Source organism: Tellurirhabdus bombi (genome assembly GCF_021484805.1).
GTDB classification, from domain to species: Bacteria; Bacteroidota; Bacteroidia; order Cytophagales; family Spirosomataceae; genus Tellurirhabdus; species Tellurirhabdus bombi.
Genome location: NZ_CP090557.1, coordinates 772,342 through 794,656, shown reverse-complemented (window position 1 = coordinate 794,656; position 22,315 = coordinate 772,342). Strand labels below are relative to the sequence as shown.

The following is a 22,315-nucleotide window of genomic DNA, read 5'->3' as shown; positions in this document are numbered from 1 at the left end:
ATATAAAACCACGACATAATTAGTCTGTAATATGAAATTTATCGTTTCCTCATCCGTACTACTCAAGCAGCTTTCAGCCATCAACGGAGTAGTGGCAACGAACCCTATTGTGCCTATTTTAGAGAATTTTCTCTTTCGTTTGGAAGAAGACAGCGAGGGCGGATCGAGCCTGATCGTAACCGCGTCGGACCTGCAAACGACCATGATTACTAAAATTGCCGTTGAGTCTTCCGACAACGGCGGCATTGCCATTCCGGCGAAACTGCTGCTGGATACCCTACGCGGTTTGCCCGAACAACCCATCACTTTCAATATCGATACCGAAACGTTTGGCACTGAAATTCTAACCGATAACGGACGCTATAAACTCTCGGGCGAAAACCCCATCGATTTTCCGAAAATTCCGACGGTGAACCGGAGTTTATCGGTTGAGCTGTCGTCGGACGCTCTGCAAAGTGCCATTAACAACACGGTTTTCGCAACCAGCACCGATGATCTGCGGCCCAACATGACGGGCGTTTGCCTGCAACTGGCGCCAGATAGCGCGACATTCGTAGCCACCGACGGCCACCGGCTCATTCGCTACCGACGCACGGACATCAATTCGTCCATTGGCTCGACCATGATTATCCCACGGAAAGCGCTGCTGCTTCTCAAATCGTCTTTGCCGGAAGGAGTGCCTGTGCGGGCAGAATTCAGCCAGTCGAACGCGTCGTTTACGTTTGGGAACACGCAAATGATCTGCCGCCTGATCGATGAGCGTTTCCCGGATTACGAAAATGCCATTCCAACGAATAACCCCAACGTACTGACCATTGGCCGCACAGACCTGCTCAGCTCGCTGAAACGGATCATGATTTATGCCAATCGGACGACGCACCAAATCCGGCTGGCACTCAAAGCCAACCAGCTGACCATTTCTGCGGAAGACCTGGATTACAGCAACGAAGCGAACGAAAAACTAATGTGCGATTACGAGGGCAACGACATGGAAATCGGCTTTAACGCCAAGTTCCTGGCCGAAATGCTCAGCAACCTCAGCGCTAAAATGCTTTCCTTCGAACTGTCGGTTCCTAACCGGGCTGGCCTGATTATTCCGGCGGATAAAGAAGAAAACGAAGATATCCTGATGCTGGTTATGCCCGTGATGCTCAACACATACGCCTGATTGTTTTTCGGCTATCCTGGCCTGATTTTAGCGTTGGGATAGCCGAAACCAATGTTCCTTCATTTTTTTCTTGCCTTCTTTGCTGCCTTTTGTATATTTGACCTCGTTGCTCATTGTAATACGACAACAAGGTTCCTTTTCCCTTTCTTTTTGAATCAATTGAAGACTCCATAGATAGACTGGAATCTTGTTGGTAAGCTATTCATTATCAGTCCATTATTTACTGTGGACTCATAATCATTATTGTTAACCGGCTGATTGCGTCTTGTATGAAGGTATCTCCTGCGGAGCCGTTCCAGATTGTCTATTCGTTGATGGAACACGAGTTTCTGGGCTATTTATTCGAAGCCTTTGTCGTTCAATTGAACGCCAAGGGTGAACTTACTTTGCAGAACCAGACACTTTCCTCTAAAAATGTTAATGAGTTTAGTTCAGGACTGGATGAAATTGATTTTGAACTCGTTCGAATGATCGACGAGATCCAGCAGGACGTCATTCTCAAGAAATTTAACGCCAAGAAGCTCTCTACGGTTGATTTTTTCCTGAAGGTATACGACCCCCACAAAGGCGATAAACACCTCCAGGAAATGATCTGTGAATACCTCGAGCGCCGCCGGGCTAACATTCTGCCGCGTCTGGAAAACCGTCGGATTTTTGTGATGGGTAACGATGGGAACCCGGCCTGGATGCCGCTCACCTGGATGCCCGAAAAAGCAAAAGTCTATTTCCATTTTGTGCGCAACGAGCAGGCCACAGAATATTTCCCCATTATCAAGTACAACTACCAAACGGTTGACTTTCAGTTTAAAGGCGCTTTACTCATTTGCGATGATCCCGCCTGGATGATGCTGGACGGGAAGCTGTATCACTTTGATAAATCGGTGGAAGGCAAAAAGCTGCGGCCATTTCTCAGCAAGCGAAACATCGTTATTCCCAAAAATATTGAAGATCAGTACTACCACCGCTTCGTCGCGCCCCTGATTGCTGCCTACGACGTATATGCCAAGGGTTTCGAAATCCGGTCGGATGCGGTGGTGCCAACGCCCGTAATTACCATGTCGGAGCAGGGCGTGGCCCAGCGGGTTGCTGTTCCCCTGTTTGCCCAGAATGGAGGCGGGAAAGCCGAAGAAACGGTGACTGCGGAAGTGGATGGACAGATTGTACTGGGACTATCGTTTCAATATGGTCAATTCACGTTTCCGTTCGACAGCTTCGCCAATAATTCCAACGTCAGCATCGAAAAGCAAAACGGGGATTATATTTTCCATAAAATTCGCCGCGATCTGCGCGTAGAAAGGGCGTACATTGGTTGGCTGCGCGAACACGGACTTGATCTGAAAAACGGACGAATTGTGTTGGGAAAAGCCTGGACGTTTGAATGGCTACAGGAAAATCACCGCCCATTAAACGATACGGGCTTTCAGGTTCAGCAACATGCCGACGATACAAAACGGTATTTTCTGGGTTATTCGTCCATTGTGGTGTCGATCAACGAAAATGAAGGCCGCGATTGGTTTGATATTTACGCCAAGGTGCAGTTTGGCGAGTTTGAGATTCCGTTTATCAAGCTTCGTTCGCTGATTCTAAATAAAAAGCGGGAGTTTCCGCTACCAAATGGCGAAATCGCCGTTATTCCCGAAACGTGGTTTACCAAATATTCCGAGTTATTTGCCTTTGCCGAACACGAACACGGCTCCGACCAGCTCATGCTTCGGAAGCACCACATTGCCCTGGTGCAGGAATTGCAGCAGGAAAGCCTGGCTTCGGCCATCATCAGTCGGAAGCTGGAACGTCTGCGTACGTTTGAAGAGGTAGGTTCATATCCACTGCCGGGTGGATTTCTGGGCAAGCTGCGGCCTTACCAGAAGGCGGGTTACGACTGGATGCAGTTCCTGAATCAATACCGCTTCGGAGGCTGCCTGGCCGATGACATGGGTTTGGGAAAAACCGTGATGACCCTGGCTTTGCTTCAATCGCAGAAAGAGCTTCCGCAACTCCGCGATGAAATAGCACAAAATCAGGAGGCCGATTCGAGCGATGCGGCCCGCCCTTCGTTGCTGATTATGCCAACGTCATTGCTCTACAACTGGGAGTTGGAAGCCCGCCGGTTTACGCCTGATCTGCGGATTTTGGTGTATACAGGAACCTACCGGGACAAAAACACGGCCCAATTCGACGGATATGACCTTATTTTAACGTCTTACGGCATTGTTCGAATCGACATAGAACTGCTAAAAAAATACCGCTTCAATTACACCATTCTGGATGAATCACAGGCGATTAAGAATCCTTCGTCGCACATCACGCGGGCAGTGATGTTGCTGGATGCGGCACACCGGTTAATCCTGACCGGGACTCCGCTGGAAAACAGCACGATGGATTTATGGTCGCAAATGACGTTTATCAATCCGGGGTTGTTGGGCAGCCAGACGTTTTTCCGCAACGAGTTTCAGATTCCGATTGAGAAAAAGAACGACGAGCAGAAAACCCAGCGCCTTTACGGAATCATCAAACCGTTTTTGCTGCGTCGCCACAAATCGCAGGTAGCCCTCGATTTGCCCGAAAAAGTGGAGAATACGCATTACAGCGACATGACGCCAGAGCAGGAAAAGCAGTACGAAGAAGCAAAATCCTACTACCGGAACCTGATTCTGGAACGCATCGAAGAAGACGGCATGGCCAAATCGCAGATGGTGGTGTTGCAGGGTTTGACCAAGCTACGTCAGATTGCCAACCACCCGCGCCTGATCGATGAAAACTACGAAGGCGATTCGGGAAAAATGGAGGATGTGGTGATGCGTCTGGAAGGAGCGATGGCCGATAATCACAAGATATTGGTTTTCAGTCAGTTCATTAAGCACTTGAACGTTGTCCAGCAATACCTGAAAGAAAAAGAGATAAAATACGCCTATCTGGATGGGTCCACGCAGGATCGCCGGGGGCAGGTGGATTTGTTCCAGACCAATGATTCAGTCAAGTTATTCCTTATTTCGCTGAAAGCCGGTGGGCTGGGCCATAACCTAACTGCTGCCGATTACGTGTTTATTTTAGATCCGTGGTGGAATCCGGCGATTGAAGCACAAGCCGTGGACCGGGCGCACCGAATCGGGCAGCAAAAAACCGTTTTTACCTACAAATTTATTACCCGAAATACGGTCGAAGAGAAAATTCTGGACCTACAGCGATCCAAACGGAAACTCGCCAGCGACCTGATTACCACGGAGGAGAATTTTGTCAAGTCGCTGACGAAGGAAGATATTATGGTGTTGCTGGAGTAAGCGATCTTACTGCTGGTACACGCGCACGTAATCGATTTCGTAGCGGGTGGGAAACTTCGTACCGGTTGGCTCACCGCCGTTGTCGCCGCCAATGGCCAGATTAACGAGCAGGTAATGCGGTTGGTGGAAGGGATTTGTATTCGATCCGTCGCGGTTGATGGTCTCTTTCAAATCAACCTTATTAAGCAGTTGATCATCGACAAAAAGCTGAATCGCGTTTTCGTCCCAGTCCATCCGCCAGACGTGGAAATTTTTGGCCCAGTTCGGGTCGTTGAACTTTGCCAGGGGTGTCTTGGTTGTGCGCCATTCGGCCTTAAAGCGCTTTTCGGTGCCCCAGGCCACGTTTGCCAGGATCATATCGCGGTAATATTCCATAATGTCGATTTCGCCATTGGAGGGCCATTCTCCGGCTACGCCAAGCGTCCAGAAGGCGGGCCATAAGCCGGGGCTGGCATCAATCCGCGCCCGCATTTCAAAGCGACCATATTTCCAGCTATGCAGGCCTTCGGTTTTAAGGCTAGCGGCCGTGTAGTCAATATACTGCCGACTGCTTCGCCAGCTTGGGCTGTTAGCCAGGTAATTCGGGTTTGGTTTTCGTTCTTTCCGGCCTTCGATAACCAGCAATCCTTTTTCACAATAGGCATTGTCCGGCTGATACCATTGAAGTTCATTGTTACGGACAAAACCATTTTCAAAGGCCCAGTTTTTGGGATCTGGTTTGCCGTCTTTTTCAAATTCATCTCCCCAAACTAATTTCCAGTCAGCTGCCGGTTTGGCTTTTTCAGACGGGCCTTCCGGGCGAAAAGCGATGGAGTCCGGAAAAGTAGAAGCACCAAGAATGAGCAGTGAAAGGAAAGGCAATGCAAGCGATAATGTATTTCTCATAGAGATTAAGATACGTATTAAGGAAGACATTCGGCCCGAAAATTAGTTATTTCTTAAAACACATTCCTAGAAAACTCAACTTATGAAAGCAGTTGTCATTAATGAGTACGGCGCAAGCAACCTGCTACACGTCGAATCTCTACCCAAACCCAAGGCGGAAAGCCACGATGTATTGATTCGCATTCACGCGTCGGGCATTAATCCAATGGATTACAAAATCCGCGAAGGGACGATGAAATTGATTCTTTCCGGCGATTTTCCGAAGGTGCTGGGCTTGGAGTGCGCGGGTGTTGTTGAAGAAGTTGGCGAAATGGTCACCAGCGTTAAAGCCGGTGATCGGGTTGTGGCTTCGTTGGGAGCCTCGGGCGGTGGATACGCCGAATACGTCATTGCGCAGGATAAAAACCTTGTCAAGATACCAGATGAAGTTGATTTCGATACGGCGGCGACTATGGTGGTCGGTGGCCTGACTGCTTTGCATGCATTGCGCGATTACGGCAAGCTGCGCCCCGACGAGCGCGTATTGATCAACGGGGCTTCGGGCGGGGTTGGTGTATTTGCCGTCCAGCTAGCGCGGATTCTGGGTGGGCAGGTGACGGCGGTTTGTAGCGTGGCCAATAGTGAACTGGTCCGCAGTCTGGGCGCCCATCAGGTAATCAACCACGAAACGACCGATTTTACCAAAGGGGTCGAAAAATACAAGCTCATTTTCGATGCCGTTGGAAAAAGCTCATTCGGTGAGTGCCGCGATGTCCTGACCGAAGATGGCATTTATGTCAGTACGCTGCCATCGCCGAAGCAAATACTGCAAAATCTCGCCAGTACGTTTACCTCGCAGAAGTCCGAAAGCTTCATTATGAAGTTTAATCAGGAAGACATGAGTTGGTTGCTGAAGCTGGCCGCAGAAGGGCAGTTGAAGTCCGTTATCGACCGGACTTATCCACTGGAAGGTCTTCAGGCAGCGCACGACTACAGTGAAAGTGGTAAAGTAAAAGGGAAACTGGTCGTAGAAGTAACCAGCCCAACCAATCAGAAATCAACGCAAGAAACTGTCTAATAGCTATCCATAATGACTCAGAATCAGGAATTAACAGGAAAAGTTGCGCTAGTCACCGGAGCCGGTTCAGGAATCGGTAAAGCCACGGCTTTGTTGTTGGCGCGCCACGGTGCCAAACTCGCTGTCTTGGGCCGGACAGAAAAAGAACTCAAGGAAACAGCGGACGAAATCGAGCAGGCGGGAGGCGAAGCGCTTTTGCTGCTTGCCGACATTTCAGACGCTGCCGAGATGAAAGAAGTATACGGTAAAGTTGAGCAGACCTGGGGACGTTTGGACATTGTTTTTGCCAATGCGGGTATCAACGGCGTCTGGGCACCCATTGAGGACCTGGAGCCGGAAGAGTGGGATAAAACCATGAACATCAACCTGCGGGGTACTTTTCTAACAGTCAAATACGCCATACCAATGCTGAAAAAGCAGGGCGGTTCTATCATTATCACCTCGTCGGTGAACGGAACCCGCATTTTCAGTAACGCTGGTGCTACGGCTTATTCCACCACGAAGGCGGGACAGGTAGCTTTTACGCAGATGGCCGCTCTGGAGCTGGCTAAACACCGGATTCGGGTGAACGTGGTTTGCCCCGGAGCTATTGAAACAGCCATCAACGATAGCACCGAAAAACGGCATCTGGAAGAAGCACAAGAGCCCGTTGAGTTTCCAGAAGGCGTGATTCCGCTAACGGATGGCAAACCGGGGTCGAGTGAGCAGGTTGCCGAAACGGTGCTGTTCCTGGCCTCTGACCGGGCCAGCCACATCACAGGAACACCGATGTGGATCGATGGCGGTGAATCATTGTTAATGGGTTAGGTATAAACAAAATACAAAGTGCAAAATCGGGGCGGCCAAATCGGTCGTCCCGATTTTTTTGTATCTTCACCTATTAATGAGACAACATTATCTTCTCAAATGACTATTTCTAAACCTGCTCAATCCTATGATGCCATTGTAGTCGGCTCTGGAATCAGTGGAGGCTGGGCCGCCAAAGAATTAACCGAAAAAGGCTTAAAAACGCTTCTTCTGGAACGTGGACGGGATGTCAGGCACATCACCGATTATCCGACGGCAACCCTGAATCCCTGGGAAATTGAACACCGGGGAGATTTGCCCCTGAACATCAGGCAGGAAAATCCGATTGCCAGCAAGCACTACGCCTTTCGGGAAGATACCATGCATTTTTGGGTGAAAGACAAGGAACACCCGTACGTTCAGGACCAGCCGTTCGATTGGATGCGGGGCTATCAGGTAGGTGGCCGGTCGTTGCTTTGGGCGCGGCAAACGCAGCGTTGGAGCGATTTTGATTTTGAAGGTCCGGCCCGGGATGGCTTTGCGGTGGATTGGCCCATTCGGTACGCCGACATTGCTCCCTGGTATAGTCATGTCGAGAAATTTGCCGGTATTACGGGAAATAAAGACGGGTTGCCGCAGTTGCCCGATGGTGAATTTTTGCCCCCGCACGATATGTCGTGCGTAGAAAAACATTTCAAAACGGCTATGGATCAGCATTATGGTCCAGGTAAGCGTCCGATTATTATTGGTCGGGCCGCCCACCTGACGGCGCCGCAACCCATTCACTACCAGCAGGGCCGCGCAAAGTGCCAGCACCGAACCCTGTGCGAACGCGGCTGCCCATACGGCGGGTATTTCAGCAGCAATGCGTCAACAATTCCGTGGGCCGAGCGAACGGGCAACCTGACTTTGCGGCCTCATTCGGTGGTCCATTCTGTGATTTACGATGAGCAAAAAGGCAAGGCAGTTGGTGTACGGGTTATTGACGCCAATACGAAGCAGATGACGGAGTATTTTGCCCGGATTATCTTTGTCAACGCCGGTGCGCTGAATACCAACCTGATTCTCTTGAACTCAGCGTCCAATCGTTTTGCGAATGGTCTGGGAAATGACAGCGGCATGTTGGGTAAGTTCATTGCTTTTCACAACTACCGGGGCCGAATCAGTGCGGAATACGAAGGAATGGCGGAGTTTACAACCGACGGAAGGCGTCCGAATGGGAGCTATGTGCCTCGTTTTCGCAACGTGTTCAAGCAGGAAACGGATTTTCTGCGTGGCTACGCCGCTGGTTTTTCCGCGAGCCGGACGCCGCATACCAGCCAGAATGGCCTGGGTACTAAACTGAAGGAGAACTTATTAAATCAAAAATACGGGAGCTGGAGCGTTGGATCACACATGATGGGCGAGACGATTCCCAAAGAAGAAAGCACCGTACGGCTGGACCCGGTTTTGACCGATCTGTTTGGAATTCCGCAGCTACGTATGTCGGTCGGGTTCGATGCCAACGACGACAAGATGGTGAAGGACTTCTACGAGCAGTTTACGGAGATGTACACCAAAGCAGGCTTCACCAACATCAAAACGCAGGATACCCAACGCAAACCCGGCAGCGAAAACCACGAAATGGGCGGCGTTCGGATGGGAAAAGATCCGAAAACTTCCCTACTCAACAAGTGGAACCAGCTTCACGCCTGCAAAAACGTATTTGTAACCGACGGGGCCTGCATGACCTCAACAGCAACGCAAAATCCTTCGTTGACCTACATGGCGCTAACCGCCCGTGCTGTTGATTATGCCGTGAAAGAAATGAAGAAAGGAAACCTGTAAAAGTACTAATCGCCTAGTTGTCAGAGCCTAATTAGCATTTTTGACAACTAGGCGATGTGCTTTATTCGTTTTCATCTTCCTGGGGCGTAGCCTCATAATCAGACTTGGGCGTTCCATATTCGTCGTTGTAGGGCGTTCCCGAAGAAACCTGTCCACCGCTTGTCCAGAGGCCTCCGCCGTGTTCGCCGTCGTTTGCGGTGTTTTCGCCGCTCGGGCCATCGGCTGGTACGTTGCGCTTTTCGTCATTGCTTTCGCCCGCGTGCCCTTTGCCCGTGTGGTTGGGGCCTTGGGCCGAGCCTTCCTGGTTGGTGTCCGGTGAAAACGTTTGGATGTTTCTTCTCATTTTTCTGCTTGTTTAGTTTGATAAACTGGACCAAAGCATCCTGATCTGGACTAGTAAACTGGATTTGGAATACACTGTTTACAAGAGCCTCAAATCAATGCTTCAATGGAACACCGGGCTGAAACCAACTATAAACTTCGTGGCATAAAGAGCAGGGGCGCTTAACAGAAAGATGTAATTAGGGTTATATTTCGAGAAAAGCATATCTACCTATGTTGCCAGCAGATACCAAACCCTTTTACCACCGTCTTTCGCATACCCTGTTAGCGCTGGGTATACTGACGATTGCTATTTATTTTGGCCAGGATATTTTAGTGCCCTTAGCCATGGCCGGTCTGTTGGCAGTTTTGTTGCGGCCCGTGGAAGAGTGGCTGATTCGCCGGGGAGTGAACAAGCTGGTGGCCATTAGTCTGGCATTGCTACTGGCCTTCATTGTGTTAGCGGGCCTAACGGCGCTCCTGTCTATGCAGCTAGCCGATTTCATGGACGATTGGCCGAAGCTCAAACAAAACATCAACGATTTTTACTACAAAACCCGGCGCTGGATTCGGAACGAATATAGCCTGAGTTACCGGGAGCAGCAGAAATACCTCCAGCAAGCGCAGTCCCAGACACTCAGCAGCCTGCAAGGACCGGACGCTCTGGGCGCGATTACGGGTCCGCTTGGTACGTTGCTGCTGTTGCCCATCTATGTTTTTTTGCTGCTTTATTACCGGGCCATGTTGCTTCATTTTGTTGTAACGCTATTTACGGAAGAACATACCGAACGTGTGCGGGAAGTATTGGGCCAAATCAAATCCATCATCCAAAGCTACATGGTCGGGCTGCTGATTGAAACGGCCAGCGTTGCCGTGCTGAATATTCTGGGGTTGCTGGTGCTGGGCGTTCAATACGCGGTGCTAATTGGCGTAATGGCGGCCATTCTTAACCTGGTCCCCTACATCGGTGGCCTTGTCGCCACGGTCTTAGCGGTGGCCATTACGTTCATTAATCACCCCGAACCTGAAATGCTGCTGGGCGTTGTCGGCGTATTTTTGGTGGTTCAGTTTATCGATAACAACATGCTGGTTCCTTTGATTGTAGGCTCCAAAGTTCGGATTAACGCACTGGTGTCGATTGTCGGCGTCCTGGTGGGTGGGGCCTTGGCGGGCGTTTCGGGAATGTTTTTGTCCATTCCGGCCATTGCCATGCTGAAAGTTATCTTCGACCGGGTCGATGGCCTCAATGCCTGGGGCGTTTTGCTGGGTGACCAAACGCCCGAAGAAGAGCAAAATAAACTGCTGAAGATTGCCCGCTTGCGAAGAAAAATAGCGAAACGAAACAGTTAAGGCTCGTACTCCAGCGGCAGAAGCTCGGCTATTTTTTCCCAGGTTAAATAGCCTTCAAAAAAGAGTCCGAGCGGTTCGTAATAATGGCCGTTGGGTTCAACCAGAATATATGGCTTAACCAGTCGCATGATGGAAACTTGCGGGCCCGGCCCGCGCGGTAGTCTACCAAACGGAGATTGTATTTTGAGGTAGTTGATTTCTTCCTTTTCCTGGAGGTACGTCACCTGAAGCAAATCCTGAAAAGCCATTTTGGTGAGTGAGCTGTTCACCGTATCGCTCGCTGTAAAATCGGAATAAGGAAGCAAATCGGTTAAGAGCATCCGAATCTTTTTGAGCTGCTTATTCGCACCAATCCGTACGGAATCGTCGCGCTCAATGATGCGCCGAACCTCAAAGCCTTCCTCCTGAAGTTTCCGGTTGTGCAGGGCGCGCATGAAGTGGGTTGTCGAACCGAAATAAGCGGTCCGACGATTGGCTTCCCAGCGTTTGGCCTGCCGGGGGCTTTTGGGTTTCAGCACCTCCAGAACCGGATAGCCGACGTAGGAAATTAACCGTTGTCCATAATCGTATACAAAGGATTCCAACTGGTATTTGACCCGGTAGCCCAGCGCCGTATTCTCAATAAGCAACGGCTCACGGGCACCAGCCGTCAGGATGGTATTAGGACGGTCATCGTCGAACCAAAGCACATCGGGATTGAGCAATTTGCACTGGCGGGAATTTTCGCTCTGGCCGATGAAATTTTTGATAAAAAAGTCCAGATTCTGTTGCCAGTCTTCGCCCCGGCGCGCCTTCACACGGACTTCGGCCAGTTGGTTGGCAATTGGTTTGAGCTTAATGAGGTAAGAAGAAATTCGGGCGCTGTCGGTGCGGATCGGGAAAACCAACGTTTCGTACCCGACGTACGAAACAACCACGTCAAACCGGCCCGGCGACAGATTAGGTAGCACAAAAGCCCCTTTTTCGTTGGTCGTAGCCCCTTTGGTAGTATTGGCCAGAAATACATTGGCAAACGGCAGCGGCTCATCATTATCGCCACTAACGACTTTGCCCCGGATAACAAACTGAGCCTGACTAGTCAGGCTCAGCAACAGAAAGGCTATAAAAATTCGGAGTTTCATCCGCTACGCGTACGGGTTACTTTAAACTCATCAGTTTCACGCAAACGGGGGCTGGTACTTTCACTTCGGTGCCGGTTGGCGTGAGCTTACCCGTTTTAGAATCCATTTTGTAGACGACAATGTTATCGGTATCCTGATTAGCAGCAAAAACGTATTCGCCTTTTGGATCAACCAGGAAATTACGCGGTGTTTTACCCCCGGAGCTCTGGTCACCAACAAGGGTTAATTTTCCGTCTTTAGCAATCGAGAAGATCGCCAGTGCGTTGTGGCCCCGGTTAGACATAAAAAGGAAACGCCCCGCCGGATCGGTATGAATGTCGGCTGATGTATTGTTGTCGCCGGTAAAGCTGGAGGGTAGCGACTTTACATTGTCCTGAATCAGTGTTAAAGCGCCTGTTTTGGCATCACGCGTGAAGACGGCTACCGAAGATGTCATTTCTTCAACCAGATAAACGTATTTTCCGTTGGGATGAAACGTCATGTGGCGTGGGCCGGAGCCGGGCGAAACCGTAGCGTAAGGCGTTGAGGCTGGCTTTACTGTTTTGCCCGCCTGGTCGATTTCGTAGATATACAGCCGGTCGGTTCCTAAATCGGCAACGTAGACAAAGCGGTTGTCAGGCGAAACGGTGGCCGAGTGAATGTGCGGTTTTTCCTGACGCTTTGTGTTCGGGCCGCTGCCGGTATAAGACAGGGAGTCGGTAGCTGTTTCGAGCTTGCCGTCCGAAGCGATGGGCAGAACGGTAAACCGGCCACCTCCGTAGTTAGAAACAAAAGCAAGTTTGCCTGTTTGGTCAATGCTGATGTGACAAGGGCCTTTTCCCCGGGATGATTCCTGGTTCATCAGGGTTAATTTTCCCGTCTTTGGATCAATGGAAAAAGAGCTTACTCCGCCCGATTCGGGGGCACCTTCATTCACTGAATACAGAAACTTCTGAGAGGGGTGAATGGCCAGAAAAGAAGGGCTTTTGGCACTTGCAATGGTTTGTAGTGGCTGCAAAGTGCCTTTCGAACGATCAAATTCAAATACGTAAACGCCTTCGCTTCCGCGAACGGAATACGTACCGACATAGATAATTTCCTTTGATTGTCCTTGAGCTGCATTGATCATAAAAAGACTAACAAATATTAAAAACAGTTGTTTTAACATAGTAGAATGGGTTTAGGAAATAGGTACAAGTATAAGCGATCTTAGACGACAAACTACCGATTAGATCGGATGATGGCTAAATTTTAGATCTGCTAGCGATGATCTTCGTAGTGATTGGCCGGAATCGAGCTGGCCAAAGCCTGCCATTCGTCGGTGGTTAGTTCAGGAGCGTTTCCGGCCTGGAAAGCCTCCCGAAGCTGCTCTTCCGTCCGAATCCCAACGACTGCCGACGCTACAGCCGGATGGGCCAGTACGTACCGAATGGCGGTTGCTACCGGACTGCGGTCGGGCGTTGACTGGGCATGAATCGCTTCGGCAGCCTTATCCACTTCTTCAAGACCGTAATTCATGTACAAATCCGTCTCTTTACCAGCCAGCAAACCTTTGGCAAGCGTTCCGCGAGCCAGTACGCTGATCTGGTGTTGATGCAGTAAATCCAGGTATTCTTCTTGTGGACGCCGGTCGAGGAGGCTATACTGCATCATAACACTCACGATATTAGACCGACTGATGTATTCCCGGATGACGTTGGGACGAATAGACGAAATGCCATAATGCCGAATTTTTCCTACCTCCTTCAAAAGCTCAAACGCTTCGATGGTTTCGTCAATGGGATCATCGATGGTGCCTCCGTGGAGTTGGTAGAGGTCGATGTAGTTAGTTTGTAACCGTTTTAGGCTTTCTTCCACCGCCTTTATAATATAGGCTTTGCGCGGATTCCAGTCCCAGCCCAGTCCGTCGGCCCGGCGTTGGTTCCCTACTTTAGTGGCAATGAAAACCCGGTCCCGTCGGTCCTGGAATGCTTTACCGACACTTATTTCATTCTGACCGTCCTGATAAAGGTCCGCCGTATCGAAAAAGTTAATGCCTTTGTCAAGGGCCTGGTGCAAGAGACGCGTATTTTCCGTCAGATCATCACCGAGAGACATGCAGCCAAAGCTAATTTCGCTGACCAGGAGATCCGATTTACCGAGAGGGACAAGTTTCATAAAAGTAAAGTTAGGGTGTTTTGCAAAATTACAATAAGCTAACTGTTTCGTTAGACCGCATGTTGCAAAAAAGGGGTGGTTATGATAATCCATAACCTGAATTTTGCGGTTCCGATCTAAGAAGGTATCTTCCGCCAGTTCCGCTTGCGGAGGAAAAGGGCAGCCGCCTACCTCTAAAGCCAAACCCTAAACAAACTATGGAATCAAAAGCTACCGACTTCAAACCGTATGTTTCTGCCGAGCAATCTCCGGCTGAATTCACCTTCAAGGCCGTTGTAACCGGAGCGGTGTTTGGTGTGTTGTTTGGGGCGGCCACGGTGTATTTGTCGTTAAAAGCAGGTCTATCCGTTTCCGCCTCCATCCCCATTGCGGTTCTGGCTATTTCGCTGGGGCGGCGGTTTCTAAATACGACCATTCTCGAAAATAACATTATCCAAACCACGGGCTCAGCGGGCGAGTCCATCGCTTCGGGGGTAGTTTTTACCTTGCCGGGGTTTCTGTTTCTGACCCGGGCCGAAACGGGCGAGAGCGTCGGTGATGACTTTTTTAACTATTGGACCATCCTGACGCTGGCGATTCTGGGTGGTTTGCTGGGAACATTGATGATGATTCCGCTGCGGCGGGCGCTCATTGTGCAGGAACACGGAACGCTGCCTTACCCCGAAGGAACCGCCTGCGGCTCTGTACTGATTGCCGGCGAGCGGGGCGGCGATTTTGCCAAAACGGCTTACCAGGGGTTGGGAGCGGCGTTGGTTTACGCAGTCCTGCAAAAAGTGCTGCACGTCATTGCCGAAGTACCCACCTGGGCGACCAAGCAAGTAAATCGGTATTTTCCGTCGGCGCAGGTGTCGGGAGAAATTACGCCGGAATACCTGGGCGTGGGTTATATTATTGGCTTTCATATTTCGGCGGTGCTGGTGGGTGGCGGAATTCTGGCCTGGCTCGCTCTGATTCCCCTGCTGGCTACGTTGGTTCCCGGTGACATTATTGCGGCGCAGCTCGTCAAGTTGGGGTATTTGACCAGTGTTCAAACGGCGGGTGGTCCGGGCGGCTGGGACCCGGCCACGCATGGTTTTAGTGACACGGCGGCGGCGATTTATCGGGCCTATATTCGGCAGATTGGCGCGGGTGCGGTAACGGCGGGGGGCTTTATGACCCTCCTGAAAACCATTCCAACTATTGTGTCGTCGTTTCGGGATAGTTTTAAAAAGGCAGATATTGGCACCGAAGGCGTACAGGTCCGGCGGACGGAGCAGGACTTATCGGTGAAGATCGTTATTTTTGGAAGCATTGCCCTGGCGGTTTTGATGGTGCTTTTGCCGCAAATTCCGGGCGATTCAATTATCACAAAACTCCTCATTGCGGTACTGGTTATTGTCTTCGGTTTCTTCTTTGTGACCGTAGCGAGCCGGATTGTGGGACTGATCGGGTCTAGTTCGTCGCCCGTGTCGGGGATGACCATTGCGACGATTATGGGGACTTCGTTGGTCTTCATCGGCTTCGGTCTAACGGGGCGCATCTACGAACCGGCGGTACTGGTGGTCGGTGGGATGATCTGCATAGCCGCGGCCAACGCGGGGGGCACCTCGCAGGATTTGAAAACGGGCTATTTGGTGGGCGCAACGCCCAAATACCAGCAAATTGCCTTATTTATCGGCGTAATCGTCTCCTCGCTGGCTGTCGGAGCGACGGTGAAAGTACTCGACACACCCACGCCTGACCTGGTAGCGCAGGGAATTACCCACGCCATTGGTAGCGATAAGTTTCCGGCTCCGCAGGGAACGCTGATGGCCACCCTCATCAAAGGACTTCTGTCGTTCAATCTGGACTGGCAATTTGTGCTTGTTGGGGCATTTATGGCGTTTGTCGTTGAGATTTGCGGGATCAGCGCACTGGCATTTGCCGTCGGTTTGTATCTGCCGTTATCAACTACCTTGCCTATTTTTGCCGGTGGCTGCATGAAAGCCCTGGTTGACTGGAATGCCAAACGCAAGAACATCATCGAAGAAGACGCCGATCTGGGCAAGGGAAGCCTATTTTCAACAGGTCTTGTAGCGGGTGGAGCGCTGGCGGGTGTGGCCGTTGCGCTCTTATCGGTGAACGATGGTATTTACAACGCGCTGGCGAGTCTTTCGCTCGAACCGGCTCTGGTAGGTGCTTTGGGCGAGGAGGGTTACCAATTGCTGGGGGCCTTGGCCTTTCTTGGATTGGCGCTGGTTTTGTATCGGGTAGCTACGAAGCGGAATTAATGACGGAATAACTAAAACTTCTTAAACCAGATGAAAGCGTTGAAAGCAGGCTTGTTTATTTTGCTTGCCCTTTTTGTTAGTTGGGGATGCTCGAACAAAGATGAGCCGGATCACTTGCTTGTGGGGGAATGGCTCTGGGAACAAACCTCAGGCGGTATTGGGGGGTGGATATTTAAACCAAAGGAAGGGCAAAAAGTGGTCGTTCGCTACACAAAGAAAGGTACTTTTGAAGTACTACGAAACGATTCGCTCTGGTATTCAGGCAGGTACCATCTGGATAAAGTGAAAGTTAGGGACGAACCTGAAAGACGGGTGATTAGCCCTGAAGGAGTAGTCAATCACATTCCCCAGCGGGGCATCCCATGGCCAAACGTGGTCTGGTCGGGAGAGTTTAAAGCCGATCGGACGAAGCTGTCCGTTGCTCAACATTACTTGATGAATGATGGCTTTGGCAGTTCTTTTTCTAGATTAAAATAATGGTCAAAAAAGTGGGCGTCAAACTTAGTTTTGACGCTCACTTTTTTGTTAAACCGCAACGCTTTTCAGCTCAAATGCTTCGGCCAGCAACCGATGCGATTCCAGGCGTTCGTCAAAATTGGATGCGCTGTTAACCAGCATAATTTCATCAACTTCGTATTGCTCCGCGTATTTCTCGAAGGCTTTCTTTACCTCATCGGGCGTGCCCATCACCATGCGCTGCCGGTTGTACTGAATGCGTCCCTGCTCCGCGAGTGAGTATTCTACCGATTCAATGTCTTCGTATTCAAAGGGTACCAACGTGCCTTTGGTTTCCAGCATCAAAAAGCGGTGATCAAACACGGCTTGTTGCCGACGTACTTTTTCGGGATCTTCCGAACAGAAAACAAAAAAAGCGACATTCACCTGCGGCTCTTCCAGATTTTCGGACGGCTGAAAACGCTCCCTGTATTGCCGAACCGCCCACGGACCACCATTTGGATTGATGAAATGGGCGAACGAAAAACCCGTTCCAAAGTGGGCTGCCAGGGAGGCACTTTGTCCACTGGAGCTTAAAATCCACTGTTCGGGCACCGACGGAGCCATCGGCATCGCCCGTACTTTGGCCTGCAAGCTGCCGGGGGCGTATCGGTCGTTGAGGTAATTTTGCAAATCAAACAACTGATTCACCAAATCCTGATCGCTGAACGTATTGGCCGGGTTGAGCACACTGGCTGTAACGCGGTCGCTGCCAGGAGCCCGGCCGATGCCCAGGTCGATCCGACCGGGGAACAGCGTTTCGAGCAGGCGGAAGTTCTCGGCTACCTTCAGGGCGCTGTAGTGAGGCAGCATGACGCCACCCGATCCCAGGCGAATGGTATTGGTTTGGCCGGCCAGGTGGGCAATCAGTACTTCGGGAGAAGTACCCGCTAATGTATTGGTATTGTGATGTTCAGAAACCCAGAAACGTGTATAACCCAGCTCTTCGGCCAGTTTTGCCAGGGCCACTGTTTCCAGCAGCGCTTCCCGCGCATTACTGCCTTTCCGAATCGGCGATTGATCTAAAACACTTAAACGCATAATCATTCAGATTGAATAGCCATGCTCTTGCATCGCTGTTTTAGCAGAACACAAATTTGACGCGAAAAGGTGCCACGAAATAGGGGAGGCGAAAGTAGGATTGCTCAAAAAAACGCTTTGTGATTCCGGTGGCGCAACAACTACCGAACGATACCGATCTAATCTCTCAATCAACAACATGAACAAGCCATTTTTGCGCTTAACCTGTCTGCTGGCCCTTTTGGCCGGAACCAGTACAGGATGGATTTTTAAAACCGAAAAAACACCGATTACGCCCGCCAAAAAAACGGCTGATGACGCCGCCGTTATCAAACTTCCCGCTGGATTCTCGGCCACGCTCATTGCCAAAGACATGGGGGCAGCGCGGCACATGACGGTCAGTAAAAACGGAGATTTGTACGTAAAACTGGCCAAACTGAAAGATGGAAAGGGAATATATCGGTTGCGGGATACGAACAAAGATGGCGTAATCGACGAGCAAACGAGCTTCGGCGACTATCCGGGTACGGGTATTTTTATCAAAAATGGCTACCTCTACGCTTCGTCGAATACGGCGGTTTATCGATACAAACTGAATGAAAAAGACGAGGTTATCAATCCCGAACAGCCCGAGAAAATTGTGGATGGCCTGCGCGTGAAGCCCCGCGACCAATCCAAGTCTATTGTGCTTGATAACCAGAATAATATCTACGTTAATATTGCTTCGGATAACGATGCTTGTCGGGAAGCGGGCACAGGTAAAGGAATGATGCCCTGCACGCTGCTGGATTCGGCGGCGGGTATCTGGAAATTCAACGCGGATAAACTCAACCAAACGTATAAAGACGGCGTGCGCTACGCCACGGGGCTGAAAAATGTGGTTGGTCTGGACTGGAACGCAAAAACCTCGTCGCTGTTTGTGACACAACACGGCAGAGGCCAGTTCCACGATTTCTATCCGCAGTATTACACGGCTGAACAGAGTACGTTATTACCCTCCGAAACCATGTATGAACTGCACCAGGGCGATGATGCAGGTTGGCCGTATATTTATTACGATCACATCCAGAAGAAGAAAATGCTGGCACCTGAATACGGGGGCGATGGCAAGAAAACAGGCGGTGAAAAAACGATTGATCCCGTAGTGGCGTTTCCGGCGCATTTAGGACCCAATGGATTGCTTTTTTATACGGGGAATATGTTTCCCGAACGCTATAAAAACGGCGCTTTCGTTGCTTTCCACGGCCAATCACAAGAGCTGCACAAGGGTTATTTAGTGGCTTTTGTGCCGTTCAAGGATGGTAAACCGTCGGGGAAGTGGGAGATTTTTGCAGATAACTTTGCTGGAACCGATCTGGTAAAACCAACCGGCCCGATCCAGCACCGCCCCTGCGGTCTGGCGCAGGGAACGGATGGTGCTTTGTATGTATCGGATGATTTTGGCGGGGCAATTTACCGGATCGCCTACAAGAAGAAATAGAAAGTGCCGGGAGGCACCTAGGTTTCCCTATTTGGTGCCTCCCAACTCCATAGCCAGAAACTTCCCGGTATAACTTCCCTTCGTTTTGGCAATTTTTTCCGGCGGACCTTCGGCAATGATCTGCCCGCCTTTATTACCCCCTTCGGGGCCCAAATCAATGACGTGGTCGGACACTTTGATGACGTCCAGGTTGTGCTCGATAATCAGTACGGTATTGCCCTTATTGACCAGTTTATTCAACACGTCCAATAAATGCGCAATGTCCTGAAAATGAAGGCCCGTTGTTGGCTCATCAAGGATATAAAGTGTCTTTCCGGTATCTTTTTTCGACAGCTCTTCGGCCAGCTTGACCCGTTGGGCTTCCCCGCCCGATAAGGTCGTGGCGTGCTGCCCCAGCGTGATGTATCCCAGACCGACATCGTTCAGCGTGGTGACTTTGCGCAGGATTTTCGGTTGGGCTTCGAAGAACTCCAGAGCCTGTTCAACCGTCATGTCCAGCACGTCGGCGATGGATTTGCCCTTAAAGCGTACTTCCAGCGTCTCGCGGTTGAAGCGTTTGCCTTTGCAGGTTTCGCACATGACGTGCACATCGGGCAAAAACTCCATTTCAACTTTCTTCATTCCAGCTCCTTCGCATTCTTCGCAGCGACCCCCTTTGACGTTAAACGAGAAACGCCCTGGTTTGTAGCCGCGAATCTTCGCTTCGGGTAATTCCGCGAAAAGCGAACGAATCTCGGAAAACATACCTGTATAAGTGGCTGGGTTCGAGCGGGGTGTGCGGCCAATTGGCGACTGGTCGACCTCAATCACTTTGTCCAGATGTTCCAGGCCCTCCACCGATTTAAACGCCAGTGGTTCCCGCTTGGACTTGTAGAAATGCCGGTTTAGGATGGGAAACAGCGTTTCGTGAATCAATGACGATTTGCCACTACCCGAAACACCCGTGATGGAAAGCATCTTGCCCAGCGGCAATTTTAGGGTTACGTTTTTCAGGTTATGACCCGTGGCTCCTTTGATAACGAGCGCATTTTCGTTGCCTTTCCGGCGTTCTTTGGGCACGTCGATGGCGGTGCGGCCACTCAGATAATTCGCGGTGGTGCTGCCGTTTTTAAGAAATTCTTCCGGTACGCCAGCGCCAACAATCTGCCCACCGTGCCGACCCGCGCCGGGACCGACATCCAGGATATAATCCGATTCGAGCATCATGTCCTTGTCGTGCTCCACAACCAGGATGGTATTCCCCAAATCGCGCAAATTTTTAAGTGAATCGATGAGCTTAACGTTGTCACGCTGGTGCAGTCCGATGCTCGGCTCATCCATGATGTAAAGCACGCCCACCAACTGCGTTCCGATCTGCGTTGCCAGCCGAATGCGCTGTGCCTCACCGCCCGAAAGCGTCCGCAGGGGGCGGTCCAGCGTCAAATAATCGAGGCCGATATCCAGCAAAAAGCCAATTCGTTTGCGGATTTCCTTTAGAATTTCTTTGGCAATAACGTTCTGCCGATTCGACAGCCGATCTTCCAGCCCCGTAACCCAGTCCGACAACTCGGAAATGTCCAGGCGAGCCAGTTCGGAAATGTTTTTATCGTCGATCTTGAAGAACAGCGATTCTTTTTTCAGACGTGCTCCGTTGCATTCCGGGCAGGTTTTAATCACCAGAAAGTCTTTCAACCAGTCCTGAATCTTGTCGGAACGTCCTGACACATCGGCAGACTCCTGCTGGCGTTTCAGAAACGTAATAACACCTTCAAACTTAAACGTTGCAGGCTCTTCCTTGCCTTTTTTTGCGGGAGCTACCGGCACCGGTTCTTCGTCTGTCCCGTAGAGCAGAATGTGCAGCAGCTCAGGCGGGTATTTCTCGACGGGAGTAGTCAGACTTAGTTTGAATTTCTTCAGGATAACCTCGATTTCCCGGAAAAACCACAATTCGCGGTATTCACCCAGTGGTGCAATAGCTCCCCGGCTGATACTTAATGATTTGTCTGGAATAACCGATTCTTCCGTAATCTCTTCGACCACGCCCAGACCCTGGCAGGAGGGACACCAACCGTAAGGCGAGTTAAACGAAAAAGAGTTGGGCGACGGCTCGTCATAGCTGAGGCCCGATTCGGGGTCCATCAGGTTTTGAGAGAAATAAGTTAACTGCCCGGCATCATCCAGAATCTGCATGGCTCCCTTACCTTGTTTCAAGGCCGTTTGAACCGATTGAGAGAGGCGGTAACGCGATTGAGCATCAACGCTTTCATCTTTCGGGACAATGCGATCAATCACGATTTCGATGTCGTGGACTTTGTAGCGGTCAAGCTGCATTTTGGGCACAATGTCCTGCACCACGCCGTCGATGCGCACCTTGGTATAACCCAGTTTCGCAACCTGCACAAACAATTCGCGGTAATGCCCTTTCCGGCCTTTCACGATTGGCGCCAGCAGCATCAGTTTTTTACCGGTATACTGGTTCAGAATGGCATCGATGATCTGGTCCTGCGACTGGCGCTCCATTTTCCGGCCCGTAGCGTACGAAAACGCTTCACCAGCGCGGGCGTAGAGCAGCCGCAAAAAGTCGTAAATCTCGGTGGTGGTGCCGACGGTTGAGCGCGGATTTTTGGAAGTCGTTTTCTGCTCAATGGAAATCACCGGACTAAGCCCGTTGATTTTGTCCACGTCGGGGCGTTCCATGTCGCCGATAAACGAGCGGGCATAGGCCGAGAAGCTTTCCATGTAGCGGCGCTGTCCTTCGGCGTAGATGGTATCGAACGCCAGCGATGATTTTCCGCTGCCGCTAATGCCCGTAACGACCACCAGTTTGTTGCGCGGAATCGTTACGTCAATGTTTTTCAGATTATGTTCGCGGGCACCAAGTACTTCAATTTGGTCGTAGCCCGTCAGGTCAATATCGGAGAGACCGGAGTGCCGGTCGGAGACTTGATTTTCTGTCACGTTGTGAAAGCCTTATTCTTAAACCTAACAGAAATAGGGTAAAATTGGTTTGCTACGGGCAGGCGTATCGGAGGGATTTCCGCTATAAATGACATAGGGAGCTTAGAGGGCAGAATTTTGCGGTTTTGGTAACATACCGGATAGTTAAAAGTGGAACTCGTACATGCGAAAATCTGATAGACTGAATATCTTTGGCTAGTAAAAG

At 50.6% G+C, this 22,315-nt stretch carries 16 protein-coding genes; 9 read left to right on the top strand and 7 right to left on the bottom strand.

Annotated features, from left to right (window positions below; all coding sequences use genetic code 11):
- The first annotated feature begins 31 nt into the window (after nt 1-31).
- Nucleotides 32-1,168 carry a DNA polymerase III subunit beta gene (gene dnaN, locus L0Y31_RS03505; protein WP_234735750.1) on the top strand — a complete coding sequence of 379 codons (1,137 nt, stop codon included), beginning with the start codon at nt 32-34 and terminating at the stop codon, nt 1,166-1,168.
- Between the two features lie 269 nt (nt 1,169-1,437).
- Nucleotides 1,438-4,446 (top strand): DEAD/DEAH box helicase, encoded by a 3,009-nt coding sequence (locus tag L0Y31_RS03500; RefSeq protein WP_234735749.1) that lies wholly within the window; start codon nt 1,438-1,440, stop codon nt 4,444-4,446.
- Nucleotides 4,447-4,452: 6 nt separating this feature from the next.
- Here the strand turns inward: L0Y31_RS03500 and L0Y31_RS03495 are convergent, their stop codons facing one another.
- Nucleotides 4,453-5,331 carry a glycoside hydrolase family 16 protein gene (locus L0Y31_RS03495; protein ID WP_234735748.1) on the bottom strand — a complete coding sequence of 293 codons (879 nt, stop codon included), beginning with the start codon at nt 5,329-5,331 and terminating at the stop codon, nt 4,453-4,455.
- Nucleotides 5,332-5,413: 82 nt separating this feature from the next.
- On the opposite strand from L0Y31_RS03495, the gene L0Y31_RS03490 reads away from it, so the two are divergent.
- The 3 genes from L0Y31_RS03490 (at nt 5,414) to L0Y31_RS03480 (ending at nt 9,001) form a co-directional block, all read left to right on the top strand.
- Nucleotides 5,414-6,388: an NAD(P)-dependent alcohol dehydrogenase gene (locus L0Y31_RS03490; RefSeq protein ID WP_234735747.1), complete on the top strand. Its 975-nt coding sequence runs from the start codon at nt 5,414-5,416 to the stop codon at nt 6,386-6,388.
- Nucleotides 6,389-6,400: 12 nt separating this feature from the next.
- On the top strand, nt 6,401-7,195 hold the full coding sequence (locus tag L0Y31_RS03485; RefSeq protein ID WP_234735746.1) for an SDR family oxidoreductase: 795 nt from the start codon (nt 6,401-6,403) through the stop codon (nt 7,193-7,195).
- Nucleotides 7,196-7,294: 99 nt separating this feature from the next.
- The gene (locus L0Y31_RS03480; RefSeq protein ID WP_234735745.1) at nt 7,295-9,001 is read left to right on the top strand and encodes a GMC oxidoreductase; all 1,707 of its coding nucleotides are present in this window, start codon (nt 7,295-7,297) and stop codon (nt 8,999-9,001) included.
- Between the two features lie 61 nt (nt 9,002-9,062).
- Here the strand turns inward: L0Y31_RS03480 and L0Y31_RS03475 are convergent, their stop codons facing one another.
- Nucleotides 9,063-9,344 (bottom strand): hypothetical protein, encoded by a 282-nt coding sequence (locus tag L0Y31_RS03475; RefSeq protein ID WP_234735744.1) that lies wholly within the window; start codon nt 9,342-9,344, stop codon nt 9,063-9,065.
- 212 nt (nt 9,345-9,556) lie between these two features.
- Between L0Y31_RS03475 and L0Y31_RS03470 the strand changes: the two genes are divergently transcribed.
- Nucleotides 9,557-10,672 carry an AI-2E family transporter gene (locus L0Y31_RS03470; protein WP_234735743.1) on the top strand — a complete coding sequence of 372 codons (1,116 nt, stop codon included), beginning with the start codon at nt 9,557-9,559 and terminating at the stop codon, nt 10,670-10,672.
- On the opposite strand, the gene L0Y31_RS03465 is transcribed toward L0Y31_RS03470, so the two are convergent.
- From L0Y31_RS03465 to L0Y31_RS03455, 3 genes are all read right to left on the bottom strand, one after another.
- Nucleotides 10,669-11,793 carry a carboxypeptidase-like regulatory domain-containing protein gene (locus L0Y31_RS03465; protein ID WP_234735742.1) on the bottom strand — a complete coding sequence of 375 codons (1,125 nt, stop codon included), beginning with the start codon at nt 11,791-11,793 and terminating at the stop codon, nt 10,669-10,671. The two genes, L0Y31_RS03470 and L0Y31_RS03465, sit on opposite strands and share 4 nt — an antisense overlap.
- Nucleotides 11,794-11,809: 16 nt before the next feature.
- Complete coding sequence (locus L0Y31_RS03460) at nt 11,810-12,940, bottom strand: lactonase family protein (RefSeq protein ID WP_234735741.1); 1,131 nt, start codon at nt 12,938-12,940, stop codon at nt 11,810-11,812.
- Nucleotides 12,941-13,032: 92 nt separating this feature from the next.
- Nucleotides 13,033-13,929 carry an aldo/keto reductase gene (locus L0Y31_RS03455; RefSeq protein WP_234735740.1) on the bottom strand — a complete coding sequence of 299 codons (897 nt, stop codon included), beginning with the start codon at nt 13,927-13,929 and terminating at the stop codon, nt 13,033-13,035.
- 197 nt (nt 13,930-14,126) lie between these two features.
- Between L0Y31_RS03455 and L0Y31_RS03450 the strand changes: the two genes are divergently transcribed.
- On the top strand, nt 14,127-16,178 hold the full coding sequence (locus L0Y31_RS03450; RefSeq protein ID WP_234735739.1) for an OPT family oligopeptide transporter: 2,052 nt from the start codon (nt 14,127-14,129) through the stop codon (nt 16,176-16,178).
- Between the two features lie 30 nt (nt 16,179-16,208).
- Nucleotides 16,209-16,655 carry a hypothetical protein gene (locus L0Y31_RS03445; RefSeq protein ID WP_234735738.1) on the top strand — a complete coding sequence of 149 codons (447 nt, stop codon included), beginning with the start codon at nt 16,209-16,211 and terminating at the stop codon, nt 16,653-16,655.
- A gap of 48 nt (nt 16,656-16,703) precedes the next feature.
- Here the strand turns inward: L0Y31_RS03445 and L0Y31_RS03440 are convergent, their stop codons facing one another.
- Entirely contained in the window at nt 16,704-17,714 is a 1,011-nt protein-coding gene (locus L0Y31_RS03440; RefSeq protein WP_234735737.1) for an LLM class flavin-dependent oxidoreductase, read from the bottom strand.
- Nucleotides 17,715-17,892: 178 nt separating this feature from the next.
- On the opposite strand from L0Y31_RS03440, the gene L0Y31_RS03435 reads away from it, so the two are divergent.
- Nucleotides 17,893-19,173 carry a PQQ-dependent sugar dehydrogenase gene (locus L0Y31_RS03435; protein ID WP_234735736.1) on the top strand — a complete coding sequence of 427 codons (1,281 nt, stop codon included), beginning with the start codon at nt 17,893-17,895 and terminating at the stop codon, nt 19,171-19,173.
- A gap of 27 nt (nt 19,174-19,200) precedes the next feature.
- On the opposite strand, the gene uvrA is transcribed toward L0Y31_RS03435, so the two are convergent.
- A complete protein-coding gene (uvrA, locus tag L0Y31_RS03430; protein WP_234735735.1) occupies nt 19,201-22,110 on the bottom strand; it encodes an excinuclease ABC subunit UvrA in 2,910 nt (969 codons plus the stop codon).
- Nucleotides 22,111-22,315: the final 205 nt, after the last annotated feature.